Annotated in this window: 11 protein-coding genes; 1 reads left to right on the forward strand and 10 read right to left on the reverse strand. The window is 67.0% G+C overall.

What is annotated here, in order from left to right; genetic code table 11:
• Positions 1-267 precede the first annotated feature (267 nt).
• A complete protein-coding gene (denD, locus tag C6W88_RS01740; RefSeq protein ID WP_108131287.1) occupies positions 268-1,239 on the forward strand; it encodes a D-erythronate dehydrogenase in 972 nt (323 codons plus the stop codon).
• A gap of 232 nt (positions 1,240-1,471) precedes the next feature.
• Here denD and C6W88_RS01745 read toward each other — a convergent pair whose 3' ends face one another.
• From C6W88_RS01745 to C6W88_RS01790, 10 genes are all read right to left on the reverse strand, one after another.
• Entirely contained in the window at positions 1,472-2,137 is a 666-nt protein-coding gene (locus C6W88_RS01745) for a nucleotidyltransferase family protein (RefSeq protein ID WP_108131288.1), read from the reverse strand.
• Entirely contained in the window at positions 2,127-3,131 is a 1,005-nt protein-coding gene (locus tag C6W88_RS01750; RefSeq protein ID WP_108131289.1) for an XdhC family protein, read from the reverse strand. The genes C6W88_RS01745 and C6W88_RS01750 overlap by 11 nt, the downstream gene beginning before the upstream one ends.
• A 60-nt stretch (positions 3,132-3,191) precedes the next feature.
• A complete protein-coding gene (locus tag C6W88_RS01755; protein ID WP_108131290.1) occupies positions 3,192-5,567 on the reverse strand; it encodes a xanthine dehydrogenase family protein molybdopterin-binding subunit in 2,376 nt (791 codons plus the stop codon).
• Positions 5,554-6,099, reverse strand: coding sequence for a (2Fe-2S)-binding protein (locus tag C6W88_RS01760; protein WP_045991771.1), 546 nt, complete (start codon positions 6,097-6,099; stop codon positions 5,554-5,556). Before C6W88_RS01760 ends, C6W88_RS01755 begins: the two co-directional genes overlap by 14 nt.
• A 315-nt stretch (positions 6,100-6,414) precedes the next feature.
• Positions 6,415-7,626, reverse strand: coding sequence for a mandelate racemase/muconate lactonizing enzyme family protein (locus C6W88_RS01765; RefSeq protein ID WP_108131291.1), 1,212 nt, complete (start codon positions 7,624-7,626; stop codon positions 6,415-6,417).
• A 176-nt stretch (positions 7,627-7,802) separates the two neighbouring features.
• Entirely contained in the window at positions 7,803-8,699 is an 897-nt protein-coding gene (locus C6W88_RS01770; RefSeq protein ID WP_108131292.1) for an NAD(P)-dependent oxidoreductase, read from the reverse strand.
• 107 nt (positions 8,700-8,806) lie between these two features.
• Positions 8,807-10,267: an aldehyde dehydrogenase family protein gene (locus C6W88_RS01775; protein WP_108131293.1), complete on the reverse strand. Its 1,461-nt coding sequence runs from the start codon at positions 10,265-10,267 to the stop codon at positions 8,807-8,809.
• A 67-nt stretch (positions 10,268-10,334) separates the two neighbouring features.
• On the reverse strand, positions 10,335-11,609 hold the full coding sequence (locus C6W88_RS01780) for a TRAP transporter large permease (RefSeq protein WP_045991767.1): 1,275 nt from the start codon (positions 11,607-11,609) through the stop codon (positions 10,335-10,337).
• A complete protein-coding gene (locus C6W88_RS01785) occupies positions 11,606-12,193 on the reverse strand; it encodes a TRAP transporter small permease (RefSeq protein ID WP_108131294.1) in 588 nt (195 codons plus the stop codon). Before C6W88_RS01785 ends, C6W88_RS01780 begins: the two co-directional genes overlap by 4 nt.
• A gap of 118 nt (positions 12,194-12,311) precedes the next feature.
• The gene (locus C6W88_RS01790) at positions 12,312-13,328 is read right to left on the reverse strand and encodes a TRAP transporter substrate-binding protein (protein WP_108131295.1); all 1,017 of its coding nucleotides are present in this window, start codon (positions 13,326-13,328) and stop codon (positions 12,312-12,314) included.
• Between the last annotated feature and the right edge of the window lie 24 nt (positions 13,329-13,352).

Raw genomic sequence — 13,352 nt, forward strand, 5'->3', positions numbered from 1 at the left:
AGGGCTTCCATGCATGTCTTGATGACTGGTGCCTCTGGTGTATCGCTGGGGCAGCGCCCGGCGTGGGCCATCGTCCCCAAAGGAGGAGAACACCCATGCATATCTTGATGACTGGTGCCTCTGGTGTATCGCTGGGGCAGCGCCCGGCGGGGGCCATCGTCCCCAATTGAGGAGAACACCCATGCATATCTTGATGACTGGTGCCTCTGGTGTATCGCTGGGGCAGCGCCCGGCGGGGGCCATCGTCCCCAATTGAGGAGAACACCCATGCATATCTTGATCACTGGTGCAGCCGGCTTCCTTGGCCAACGTCTGGTTCAGGCGCTGCTGGCCAAGGGCGAGGTCAACGGCCAGCCGCTTTCGCGCCTGACCCTGGTCGACCAGAGCACGCCGCCCCACCCGCATGACGCGGGCCAGGTGGCGGTGACGTCCACCGCTCGGGACCTCACCGAAGAGGGAGCCTGGGACGCCCTGCTGGATGGCGCCCCGGACGTGATCTACCACCTGGCGGCGGTGGTCAGCTCCGCCGCCGAGGCCGATCTGGAGCTGGGGCTTGCGGTCAACTTCGACGCCACCCGAGCGCTGCTCGACGGCTGTCGCCAGCGTGGCCTGGCCGCGACCCGGGTGATCATGGCCAGCTCGGTGGCGGTGTACGGCGGCGAGCTGCCCGAGGTGCTCGACGACATGACCGCGCTGCGGCCCCAGAGCTCCTACGGCAGCCAGAAGGCCATGTGCGAGTTGTTGATCAACGACTACAGCCGGCGCGGCCTGGTCGACGGTCTGGTGCTGCGCCTGCCGACCATCGTCATTCGTCCAGGCCGGCCCAACGCCGCGGCCTCGAGTTTTGCCTCCAGTATCCTGCGTGAGCCCCTGAACGGCGAGGCCGCGGTGTGCCCGGTGCCCACCGAGCTCGAACTGTTCGTGATGTCGCCTGGCAAGGTGGTTCAGGCGCTGGTCCACGGCGCCGAAGTCGCCGCCGATGCCCTGGGTGACTTTCGAGCCTTCATGCTGCCGGGTATCAGCGTGAGCGTGGCGGCCATGCTCGACGCGCTGGAGCGTCAGGGTGGCGCTCAGGCGCGGGATCTGGTGAGTTTCGAGCCGGATGAGCGTATCCGCGCCATCGTCGAGAGCTGGCCTGGGCGCTTTCGTACCGACAAGGCCGAGGCCCTTGGCTTTGTCGGTGACAGCGACTTCGATGCCATCGTCGCGGCCTTTGTCGAGGATCAGGCGGCGGGCTAGCGGTGGGGAATCGGGGCTGACGGTGGTTGCCCAGGGTCTAGGGCTTGTCTGAAAAGTGCCTGCGCTCGGTAATACGGCGTTAAAAATCGGATCAAAATGCTCATTTACACCCCGTAAACTGCGCTTTCTCACCGATTTTTGCCTTGTCTAACCTTCGCTCGTCGACTTTTCGGACAGCGCCTAGCGCGGGGGCTTGGCGAGAGTTCTTGGCGAGAGCCCTTAGCGAGGGTGCCTAGCGTGGGTCTTCGGGGGTATCCAGGTCGCGCACCACGCCGGGATCATCGACGTCGATCTCGAGCAGTGCCTGGCGGTGGCGGTGCAGTAACGCTCGGGCGCCGTCCTGGCCGTGAAGCTGCGTCATCTCGGGCCAGAAGTCGCAGCCAACGATCACCGGGTGGCCGGGTTGGCCGTGAATGCGCGGCCTGACCAGTCGGTCGGCCCTGGCGCTGGCGGCAAGCCGCCGGCAAGTCGGTGCCGAGATCCAGGCCATGTCGCCGAGCCATACCGCCGCGGCGGTGAGCTCAGTACGTTGCTGCTGGCGTTGCTGAAGCAGCCAGCGAAAGGCCGCCGACAGGCTGTCGCCGAGGGCGTCGCTGGGACGTTCAAGCGACAGCAGCTCGAGGTTGGCAGACGGTGCAAGGTCCCAGTCGGCGAGGCTCTCGCCCGGGCCCAGCACCACCAGCCGCCGAGGGGTCAGCTCGGCCGCCGCCGCAAGGCTTGCCACCAGCAGCCGGCGACCATCCTTGAGGCGTGCTTGGCGCTTGTCCGCGGCGCCGAAGCGCCGTGAACGCCCCGCCGCCGCTACTACACAGATCAGCGGGGTGGCGTGGGACGGATGGCGGCCATCCTCACAAGAGGGGGTTGAAGCGGGAGTGTCCGACTGGCTGCTAGAGCGCATGGCGGTCCTTGCCCCGGCGTACCCGAACGATATCGGCCATCACCGCCAGGGCGATCTCCGCCGGGGTCTTGCTGCCCAGGTTCAAGCCGATCGGCATATGGATACGCGCGATCTCGTCAGCGTTCAGGCCACCGCTGCGGGATAGCCGCTCGGCCCGCGTCCGGGACGTCTGCAGCGATCCCATCACCCCGATGTAGAACGCCTCGGAGCGTACCGCCTCGATCATCGCCAGATCATCGATGCGCGGGTCGTGGGTCAGCGCCACCACCGCCGTGGCAGCATGGCAGCCGCCTTCGGCGATAAAGCGTGACGGTAGGGTCGCCACCTTCTCGATGTTGCCGGAGGCGCCCCCGAGTTCATCGATAAAGGACTCCAGCATGCCTTCCCGAGGGTCGCAGACGATCACCTCGAAGCCGAGCCCCACGGCGAACTGGGCGCAGGCGACGGCCACCGGCGAGACCCCGGCAAGCAGCAGTCGGGCGGCTGGGCCGACGCGCAGTTGCGCACTGGCCTCACCATTCCCATCGACCAGAACGACGCGATCACCCAGGCCATCGTCCTGAGTGAGCGAGAGCGTTCCGGTGTCCAGGTCTACCCGGCGAATCAGCGGCTTGCGTCCTTCCAGCGCCGCCTCCAGGGCCGAGAAGTGCGCCAGTGCCGCCTGGTCGGGGGCGAAGCGTTCGACCAGCACATCGAGCACGCCGCCGCAGGGAAGGCTGGGCGCCGGGTAGTCGACGTCGTCGCCGGCGCCGTAGCGCACCCGCCTGACCGGCGTATCGAAATCACCCTGCCCAAGGCGCTCAAGAAAGTCCTCCTCGACGCAGCCGCCGGACAGCGAGCCAACGTGATCACCGTCACGGGTAGCAGCCAGCCAGGCGCCGGGTTCGCGTGGTGAGGAGCCATAGGTGGACAGCACCGTGGCCAGCCACAGGGTGCGCCCGTCGCGCAGCCAGGCGAGGGCACGTCGCACCACCGTAAGATCCAGATGTTGCATGGTCAGCGTGTCCTGTGTGTGACGAGCGCCACGCGATCAGCGTGGCGCTCGGGTGGCGGGTCAGGCCCCCAGTGCGGCCTTGAGCGCCTCCGGCCGCATCGGCAGGTCGCGCAGGCGCACGCCGGTGGCGTGAGCGATGGCGTTGGCGATGGCCGGCGCTACAACGCAGGTGCCAGGTTCGCCTAAGCCGACCGGGGTGTGGTCGTTGTCGACGAATTCAAGGTCCAGCTCCGGCACCTGATGCATGCGCAGCGGCGTATAGCTGTTCAGGTTGAGGTCCGCAGGCTGGCCTTCGGCGTACTCGGTGCCTTCGTGCAGGGCCATCGACAGGCCCCATAGCAGCGAGCCCTCCAACTGGGCCATGGCACCGTCGGGATGGGCCAGGGTGCCGGCATCCACCACCGAGGTCAGCTTCTCGACCGTCACCTCGCCGCTGGCACGATCCACCTTGACGCGGGCGACACAGGCCACCCAGGTCGGCATATGGCGTTCCTGGCCGAAGCTCAGCGCCACACCGAGACCGGTGTCCTCGGGCAGGGCGTCGCGCTCGTTCCAGCCGGCCTTGTCGAGGGTGCGTTCGAGCACTGTCTTGAGGCGCTCGGCGCCGCCGACGCTGTTGGGCGCCTCGCCGGCGTTGCGTCCTTCGGCCTTGAGCAGGTTCCGGCGGAACTCGGCAGGGTCCTGGTCGGCGGCCAGTGCCAGTTCGTCGATATGGCTCTCCACCGCCCAGGTGGTCCAGCCTGGCCCCACCGCACGCAGATAGCCGGGAACGAAGGCCTCGTGGGCCTTGTGGTTCTGCTGGGCCCACACCCGCTGGGCGCCCAGTGCGTACCAGTGGTCGGCACCACTGATGGCAAAGGAATCGATCTTGCCGCCACCTTCGACGAATTCGCCGAGAAAGCCGGGTGCGATATCGGCGGTGGGCCAGCCGGCGGCGGCGGCGTGTTCGCTGGCCTGGATGGCGCCGTCGGCTGCCAGGGCCGAGCGCAGCCGCTGCACCGAGGGTGAGCGCACGCAATCCATGCGACTGTCATCGGGGCGGGTAAAGACCACCTTGACCGGGGCACCCACGGCCTTGGCTGCCAGCGCCGCAGGCACGGCATAGTCGCCATAGAGACGGCGTCCGAAGCCGCCGCCCAGATAGTACTGGTGGAAGGTCACCTGGCTCTCGTCGACTTCCAGCGCCTTGGCTACCAGGGGCACCGCCACGGACTGCTGCTGGTTGCCGCAGTGGACGTGCCAGTGGCCGTCGCGCTCGACCACGGTGGCGTTGACCGGCTCGAGCTGGAAGTGCAGCACGCTGGACGTGGTGTAGGTGGCATCGATCAGCGACACGTCCTCGGCGGACGCGGCCTGCTCGAGGGTGGACGTCACCTCGCCGATATCGACGAACAGGGCGCCGTTGTCACGGCTCGGTGACTGGGTCAGACGGCGGCCTTCATCGAGAATGTCGGCCTCGGTGATCGAGATGCCGGAGCCGTTTTCCCATTCAATCTTCAGCGCATCGGTGGCACGCATGGCGGCGGAAAAGTTGTCGGCGATCACCGCCAGCCAGCCCTGGCACAGGCCCGAGGGGTCCTCCAGCCGGATGGTCTGGCGATAGCCGGCGATGGACTGGGCTGCGCTGTCATCGATGGAGGTGGCGCGGGAGCCGAAACGGGTAGGCGGCAGCACCGGGCGGGCGTAGAGCATCCCATCGACCTTGGCGTCGATGCCGAAGACGGCCTCACCGGTGGTCTTGGCGGGGATGTCCTGGGCTCGGCCGGAGGTGCCCAGCACGCGGCGCTCGGAGGCCGGCTTGAGCTCGATGGCTTCAAGCTCTTCGGCGCTGTAGCTGCGCGACAGGGTGCCGCTGGCAACGATCTCGCCGTAGCCGATGCGCTTGTCGCCGCTGATGACCTGACCGTCACGGGCCTGGCAGTCGGCGGCGTCGACCTCGAGCAGGCGCGCACCTGCTTCGATCAGCGCCTGGCGTCCGGCGGCGCCGGCACGGGAGAGCGGCAGGAAGCTGTGGTTCACCGACCAGCTACCCCCGGTGATCATGTAACCCCACTTGGGGTCGCTGTCGACGTATTCGATGGCGATCGTCGCCGGGTCGACCTCGAGTTCCTCGGCGACCAGGCGGGCCAGGCTGGTGCCCACGTGCTGGCCCATCTCGGCCTTGGTGCAGTGCAGGGTGACGTGACCCTGGGCGTCGATGGCGTACCACAGGGTCGGCTCGAAGCGACCCTTGGCCAGGGCCTCGCTGGCCGCGTCGGCGGCGCCGAAGGCCATGCCGGGCAGGCCAAAGGCGAGAACCGCGCTGGCGCCCAGGGTGCCGATCAGAAAGCCGCGGCGGCTAAGGCCGGGGCCTGCGTTTCGGTCGGCTAGGGACGTATCGCTGCGGACTGCGGAAGCGCCCCGATGGGCCGCCAGGGTGTCATCAAACCGGCTCATGGCGGGGCTCCTCGGCGCTGGTACGGGTTTCGCTGCGGGCAGCAGTAGCGGAGGCGGGGTCGAAGGTCTCGACGCCGCCCTGCTGAAGCGAGGAGGCGCGTTTCACCGCGCGATGGATGCGCACGTAGGCCATGCAGCGGCACAGGTTGCCGCTCATGCCCTGGGTGATCTCGTCATCGCTGGGGGAAGGCTTGCGCTTGAGCAGATCGGCCGCCTGCATGATCTGGCCGGATTGGCAGTAACCGCACTGGGGCACCTGCTCTTCTCGCCAGGCCTGTTGCAGCGGGTGGTTGCCGTCGGCGTCGAGGCCTTCGATGGTGGTGATCTCGGCACCTTCGGCGGCGGCCAGCGGCAGCACGCAGCTACGCGTGGCCGAGCCGTTGAAGTGGATGGTGCAGGCGCCGCACTGGGCGATGCCGCAGCCGAACTTGGTGCCGGTCAGGCCCAGGGTATCGCGCAGTACCCACAGCAGTGGGGTCTGGGGATCCACCTCGACGCTCACCGCTTCGCCGTTCAGGGTGAAGCTGGTCATGGGGGCTGGTTCCTCGCTGGTTTCATTGCGTAGCTTCAGGGTCCGTTGGTGCTTCTGATTTTTTTGTATGCGTCCCTTTTACCCGTTCTTGAGGCAACAGGGGACGCGAGGACGGTCGGGATGCCGTAACTGGCACACCATCTGCCTCTTAATAAGCGATGTCGCGATACTATAGACCAGTCGACTAGTGGGCAACGTTGAATGCGGGAACGGGCGAAATGCGTGGATGGCGGTTACCGCAAAGGCGCCGGGGGCGTCTGACGCCTCTCGTGGTGAGGGCTGCTTCTCGACATGGAGTTCAGGGCGTCAGTGAATCTAGCTCTCGCTGAGACGTCGATGGAGTGCGTCGCCCTTGAGCATTTCGGGGTTCAGGCGAACGCCCAGCCCGGGTTCGCCGCTGACGCGGATCATGCCGTCCTCGACCGGCGGCAGGCCCTCGACGCAGTCGGCGTACCAGCCGTAGTAGAAGGCCCGGGTGAACTCCTGCTCGGCGACGTTGGCAAGCGCCATGGCCAGGTGGGTGGATACCGCCAGCGTCACCGGGCCGGAACAATCATGGAAGGCGATCGGGCGACCCTCGGCTTCGGCCAGGGTGGCGGCCTTGCGGGCGAAGCTGACGCCGCCGCCCCAGGTCACGTCGATGATCGGGGTGTGGATACGTCCGCGATGCAGCAGGTCGCGAATCTGCCCCAGGCCGCCGAGGGTCTCGCCGCCGGCCAGGGGGACGCAGGTGTCGGCCAGCTCGCCAAGCTGGTCGAAGCGATCCATCCACAGCGGGTCCTCGATCCAGTCCGGGTCAATGGGCGCCAGCGCCTGGCAGATGGTGCGCGCCGCCGGCAGACTCCAGAGCCCGTGCAGTTCCGCCTTCAGGCGCATGCGATCGCCGTGGACGCGACGGATCTCCTCGAACGGCCACAGCGCACGATTGAGATCGGCGGGCGAGATGGACATGCCGTGGCGGGCGCCTTCGGCGAAGTCGAAGGGCCAGATCTTCATGGCGGATATGCCCATCTCGAGGAGTTCTGCGGCGAGCTCTGCCGGACGCTCGAGAAAGGCGTCCAGGTCCTCGTAGCGGGGAGACGCCCCGTCATCCCCCGAACCACCCTTGATGCCGAAGTTGTCCGGGCGTACCTCGGCGGACTTGGACACATAGTCGGGGCCGGCGCAGGTGTTGTATAGCGGCACCCGCGCTCGGGTAGCGCCACCGAGCAGGTCATGCAGGGGCAGGCCGGCACGCTGACCGGCAAGGTCCCACAGGGCCACGTCAATGGCGGACAGCGCGCGGGTCTCGGCACTGGTGCCGCCAAAGCCCACGTAGGGTTGCATCTTGCGGTGCAGCGCCTCGATGCGGGTGGCATCCTCGCCCAGCAGCAGCGGGGCGAGGCGGCCATGAACATCGGCGTCGATGGCGTCGGTGCCGAACCAGCTCTCGCCCAGGCCCACCAGGCCGTCCTCGGTGTGCACGCGCACCCAGATCAGCGACGGACGAGCCGCAGGACGCAGGGTTTCGATACGCTGGATCTTCATGCTGGTCTCCGCAAGGTTCAGTGTTTCGCTACCGTTGATCGGCCCCGTTCGTCATTGCCGCAGACCGCTGCCGTTCTCTGCTGTTGCGCATCTTCAATGGCCACCCTCGTTGACGTCGCTTGATCCGCTCAGGCAGCTTGCAGGTGGCCGCCGTCAAATGGCGTGTGACGGAAGCATCATGGCTGCTCTGACTGTGATTCGCCGAGCAGACTGACCAATTCCGGGACCAGTCTTTCACCGTGGCCGGCATCGACGATGTCCTGGTAGAGCCGGGTGATCGCCTGGCTGAGCTGGCGCGAGGCGCCGAGGTCCTCGGACATGCTTTGATAGTAGCCCACGTCCTTGAGCGAGTTGGACAGGCTGAAGCGGAAGCCTGAAGGGTCGGCGTCGGTCAGGAAGGGACGCAGGCGTTCGAGCACCACGCCGCCGCCGCCACCGTTGCCCAGCACCTCGAGCAGCACGGCGTCGTCGATGCCGGCGCGTCGGGAGGCGGCGCTGGCCTCGGCCAGTACGGCGGTGAAGCCCAGCGAGACGAAATTGTGCAATAGCTTCAGGGTGTGGCCGGCGCCCACCGGGCCGCCGTGGGTGATGTGCTCGGCGAACGCGCCAAACAGCGGCTTGAGCTCGTCAAACAGCGCCTGATCGGCACCGACGATCAGGTTGAGGCGGCCCTCGGCGGCCTCCTTCGGGGTGCGGGTCATGGCGGCGTCGACGAAACGGCCACCGGCCTCGCGCACCCTGGCGTCGATGGCCTGGGTGGAGCTGGGGATGGCGGTGGAGCAGTCGACCACGATCTGGCCTGGCTTGAGCCCCTCCAGCACGCCGCCTTCGTCGAACAGCACGCTTTCCACCTGGGGAGTGCCGGTGACGCACAGGATCACCAGATCGGCGGTCTCGGCGACCTCGCGGGCGCTGGTCAGAGCGCTTGCCCCTTTGTCGATCAGGTCGTCGCTGGGCTGATTGCCGGGGTGATCGAGAAAGCTCAGGCGATGGTCCGCGCGCAGCAGGCTGGTGGCGATCCCGTGGCCCATCAGGCCGACGCCGATCAGGCCGACGTGAAGCGAGGTGGTCATGTCCCTTTCCTTGTGGTGGTGATGATGGTTGGTGGTCGGTGGTCGAGAGAAGCGGCCCGACACGCTCGGGAATTTCTTGTGTCAGGCCCAAGCTTTTCCAGCGACGTCTAGCCGTGATGAATAGCAATGGTCTTGATGCGGGTATAGCTCCTGAGCCCTTCAAAGCCCTTTTCGCGGCCGTGGCCGGAGCGGCCGACGCCGCCGAAGGGCAGCTCGATACCACCGGCGGCGCCGTAGTTGTTGACGAACACCTGGCCCGAGCGGATCGCCTTGGCCAGACGCAGTTGGCGGCCGCCGTCGGCGGTCCATACGCCCGCGCACAGGCCGAAGTCGGTGGCGTTGGCCAGGCGTGCGGCCTCGGCCTCGTCGGCGAAGGCCTGGACCACCAGTACCGGCCCGAACAGCTCCTCGCGGCTGACGCCGTGGCCTTGCGGCACCTGGGTCAACAGGTGGGGGACCACGAAGTGGCCGTCCCGGGGGGCGTCGTCGGCCAGGCGTCCACGGGCGGCGATGTGGATACCGTCATCCTGTGCCGCCTGGATCAGCGTCATCACCTTGTCGCGCTGGCGTTCATTGATCAGCGGCCCGCAGTCCGGGTCGTTCTCGCCGACGTCACAGGTCAACCGCGCGAAACGCTCGCTCAGTGCCGCCACCACCTCATCGTGGATGCTCTGCTCCACCAACAGACGGCTGCCGGCGGAACAGGTCTGGCCGGCGTTCTGGATGATCCCGCGTACCACGGCGTCCAGGGCGCGTTCACGGTCGGCGTCGGCGAACAGCAGCTGGGGCGACTTGCCGCCGAGTTCCATGGTCACCGGCACGTGGTGCACCGCCGCCGCCTGAGTCACCAGGGTGCCGGTCTCCGGCGAGCCGGTGAACGACAGATGATCGATGCCGGGGTGGGCGGCCAGGGCGGCGCCGGCTTCACGGCCGAGGCCAGGCACCAGGTTGAGCGCGCCTTCCGGCAGCCCGCAGTCGACGGCCAGCTGGGCCAGGCGCAGCACGCTCAGACAGGCGTCCTCGGCAGGCTTGAGCACGCAGGTGTTGCCGGCGGCCAGCGCCGCCGCCACGCAGCGTCCGAAGATCTGGGCCGGGTAGTTCCAGGGGATGATCTGGGCGCACACGCCCCAGGGCTCGCGCAGGGTCATCACCGCATAGTCGGAATCGAAGGGGATGGTTTCGCCGTGGAGCTTGTCGGCGGCGCCGGCGTAGAAGCGGAAGTAGCGCGCGCAGGCGTCGATATCGCCCCGGGCCTGGCTGATCGGCTTGCCGGTGTCGGCGCATTCGAGGGCGGCCAGGGTGTCCCTGTCGGCGTCGATGGCCTGACTGAAGGCATACAGCCATTCACTGCGCGCCCGCGCCGAGAACGTCGACCACTGGCCAAGCTCGCCTGTGAAGGCTGCCCGGGCGGCGGCCACCGCAGCATCGACGTCGGCTGCACTGGACGCGGCGATACGGGCGATGACTTCGCCGCTGGCCGGGCGCAGCACCTCGAGGGTGTCGGCGGTATCGACCCAGTGATCGCCGATCAGGGCGCCGGTGGGTGGAGTGAGGGGGAGGGCGTGCATGCTGTCGACTCCTGAGAAGGGGCGGAAGATAGGATGGGCCCCGGCGCGGCCGGGGCAGTGATCGGTATCAGTACAAAAGATCGACCAGGCCCAGCGAGATCCAGGGCATGTAGGTGATCGCCATCAGGCAGGCCAGGACCACCAGCACGAAGCGCGCAAGCCAGGGGATCAGCTCGTCGATGGACAGCTTGGCCACCGCGCAGGCGGCGAACAGATTGACGCCCAGTGGAGGGGTGAACATGCCGAGCGCCAGGTTGACCACCACGATCAGGCCGAAGTGCACCGGGTCGATGCCGTACTGCACGGCGATGGGGGTGAAGATCGGGGCCAGCACCAGGATTGCCGCCGAGGTCTCGACGAACATGCCGATCACCAGCAGCATCACGTTCACCGCCAGCAGGAAGCTGACCGGGCTCTCGAACACCTGGGTGACCCAGGCGGCAACCTCGCCGGGCAGCCCCGAGCGGCTGATCAGGAAGCTGAACAGCGCCGCCGCCGAGATGATCAGCATCACCGTAGCGGTGGAAATCACGCTCTGGCGCAGGATCGGCACCAGTTCCGACAGCGGCAGCTCGCGGTAGACCAGACCGCCGACGATCAGGGCGTAGAACACCGCCACCGCCGAGGCCTCGGTGGGGGTGAAGACCCCGCCATAGATGCCGCCGATCACCACCACCGGCATCAGCAGAGCGGCCCAGGCACGACGCATTGAGGTGGTGAAGGCGGCGCGATCCTCGCGGTCGCGCAGGCCGTAGCCGCGCAGCTTGCAGAAGATGTACAGAAACAGCAGCAGCGCCGAGCCGATCAACAACCCCGGACCGATACCGGCAATGAACAGGCGCCCGATCGAGGTGTCGGTGCTGACGCCGTAGAGGATCAAGGGGATGGAGGGCGGGATCAGTACGCCGAGCTCCGCCGAGGAGGCCTGGATCGAGGCCGCCAGCGGACGCGGGTAGTCGTGGGCCACCATCGCCGGAATCAGGATGGAGCCGATGGCGAAGGTGGTGGCCACGCTCGAGCCGGAAACCGCGGCGAACATCATGCAGGTCAGCACGCAGGTCATGGCGAGCCCGCCCTGGAGCCCGCCGACGATGGACTTGGCCAGGTCCACCAGGCGCTGGGAGATGCCGCCGGCGGCCATCAGGTTGCCGGCCAGGATAAAGAAGGGGATCGCCATCAGCGGGAAGTTGTCGATGCCGACGAACATCTGCTGGGGCACCATCAGCAGCGGAAAACGGGTGAAGAACTCGATACCGATCACCGATGCCAGCAGGATCGACACGGCGATCGGCACGCCCAGGGCGAACAGGATGATCAGCGATAGTCCGATAGCGGCGTTCATGGCTGCTTCCTCCCTTCGGTACCGGACGAGGTGCCTGTGTCAGGGCCAGGTCTGGATTCGGATTCAGGCACGTGGGCGGGGGCCTCGGCATCGACCACGCCGATGGTCTCGCGTCCGGTCAGCTGGGCGATCAGTCGAGTGATCACCGACAGCAGCGAAAAGGCGGCGCCGATCGGAATGGCGGCGTAGATCCAGGCGATCGAGATGCCGACGCCGGAGAGCATCTGGTTCTGCACGCGCAGCGTCATCTGATAGCCGTAGATCACCAGGATCGCCAGGACGATCATGCAGCAGGTGGCGATCAGTATCTCCAGCGCCTTGAGGGCGGAGGTCGGCACCAGCTTGTAGATCACTTCGACGGCCATCATGTAGCCGCCGCGAAAGGTCGCTGCGGCGCCCAGAAAGACGCACCAGATCATGGTGGAGCGGGCCATCACCTCCGACCAGGTGGAGGGGGCGTCGAACACGAACCGGGTCAGCACCTGGTAGAAGCCAAGGCTTACCGAGGCGATCAACATCAGCACCGCTGCGTAGAGGGCGACCTGGGAGATGGCCCGCTCGAGACGGAAGAACAGATCCAGCATGGGGCTTTCCTCATCGCGGGTAAGGCCCGAGGACGGGTCAGGCTTGACCGCCCAAGCGCTCGCCAACGGCAGGCAGCGAGCGCTCGGGCGGGAAGGTCAGTCGAGGACCGGTGGACGATCAGCTGCCGCAGTCGCTGGAGCGAATGCGATCGAGCATTTCCGAGCCGTACTCGTCGGTGTAGACCGAGTAGGAGGGCTCGACGGCGGCCTGGAACTGGGACTTGTCGATGTCATCGACCACGGTCATGCCCTTGGCCTTGAGTTCCTCGACGCCTTCGGTCTCGAGTCTCGACACCATCGCACGCGTGGCCTCGGCGCCGGCCTGGGCGGCCTCCATGAACCAACCCTTCTGCTCATCGGACAGGCCGTCCCAGAGGATCGGCGAGGCCAGCATGATGGCCGGAGAATAGACGTGGCCGGTCAGCGACAGGCGATCCTGGACCTCCCACAGGTTGCCGGTGAGGATCACCGAGATGGGGTTTTCCTGGCCGTCCACGGTGCCCTGCTGCAGCGCGGTAAACAGCTCCGGGAAGGCCATCGGTGTCGGATGTACGCCCATCTCGTTGAACGCCGCCATGTGCATCTCGTTTTCCATGGTGCGGATCTTGAGACCCTGGGCGTCTTCGGGGGTCTCGATGTCACGCTGGCTGTTGGTCATGTGGCGGAAGCCGTTCTCGGTCCAGGCAAGCCCCACCAGATCGTGTTCGCCGATCTTGTCGAGCAGGTCCTGGCCGACCTCGCCATCCAGCACGCAGCGGGCGTGGTCGTAGTCCTTGAACAGAAACGGCAGGTCGAGCACGTAGGTCTCGGGGACGAAGTTGCCCAGCGGCCCGGTGGAGGTGACCACGGCGTCGATGGTGCCGATCTGCAGGCCTTCGATCATGGCGCGCTCGCCGCCCAGCGCACCGGAAGACTGCTCGTTGACCGTGAATTCGCCGTCGGACAGCTCCTCCAGGGTCGCCTTGAAGGCATCGATACCCTCGGAGTAGTGAGAGCTGTCCGAGGTGGTGTGGCCGACGGTGATGGTCTGGGCGGCGGCCGCCGGCAGGGCAAACCCGGCCAGTGCCACCGCCAGCAGGCAGGGCTTGAGGTGAAAGGCGGGCAGGCGTGTTGCGTGGCGTACAGTCGTCGTCATTGTTGTTTCCTCTTTGCGGGATGA

The sequence above is a fragment of the Halomonas litopenaei genome, from assembly GCF_003045775.1.
Taxonomy (GTDB): domain Bacteria; phylum Pseudomonadota; class Gammaproteobacteria; order Pseudomonadales; family Halomonadaceae; genus Halomonas; species Halomonas litopenaei.

What these genes read in the sequence shown, in the direction of transcription:
- denD (WP_108131287.1), top strand. Translation starts at nt 268, where the DNA reads ATGCATATCTTGATCACTGGTGCAGCCGGCTTCCTTGGCCAACGTCTG.
- C6W88_RS01745 (WP_108131288.1), bottom strand. Translation starts at nt 2,137, where the DNA reads ATGCGCTCTAGCAGCCAGTCGGACACTCCCGCTTCAACCCCCTCTTGT.
- C6W88_RS01750 (WP_108131289.1), bottom strand. Translation starts at nt 3,131, where the DNA reads ATGCAACATCTGGATCTTACGGTGGTGCGACGTGCCCTCGCCTGGCTG.
- C6W88_RS01755 (WP_108131290.1), bottom strand. Translation starts at nt 5,567, where the DNA reads ATGAGCCGGTTTGATGACACCCTGGCGGCCCATCGGGGCGCTTCCGCA.
- C6W88_RS01760 (WP_045991771.1), bottom strand. Translation starts at nt 6,099, where the DNA reads ATGACCAGCTTCACCCTGAACGGCGAAGCGGTGAGCGTCGAGGTGGAT.
- C6W88_RS01765 (WP_108131291.1), bottom strand. Translation starts at nt 7,626, where the DNA reads ATGAAGATCCAGCGTATCGAAACCCTGCGTCCTGCGGCTCGTCCGTCG.
- C6W88_RS01770 (WP_108131292.1), bottom strand. Translation starts at nt 8,699, where the DNA reads ATGACCACCTCGCTTCACGTCGGCCTGATCGGCGTCGGCCTGATGGGC.
- C6W88_RS01775 (WP_108131293.1), bottom strand. Translation starts at nt 10,267, where the DNA reads ATGCACGCCCTCCCCCTCACTCCACCCACCGGCGCCCTGATCGGCGAT.
- C6W88_RS01780 (WP_045991767.1), bottom strand. Translation starts at nt 11,609, where the DNA reads ATGAACGCCGCTATCGGACTATCGCTGATCATCCTGTTCGCCCTGGGC.
- C6W88_RS01785 (WP_108131294.1), bottom strand. Translation starts at nt 12,193, where the DNA reads ATGCTGGATCTGTTCTTCCGTCTCGAGCGGGCCATCTCCCAGGTCGCC.
- C6W88_RS01790 (WP_108131295.1), bottom strand. Translation starts at nt 13,328, where the DNA reads ATGACGACGACTGTACGCCACGCAACACGCCTGCCCGCCTTTCACCTC.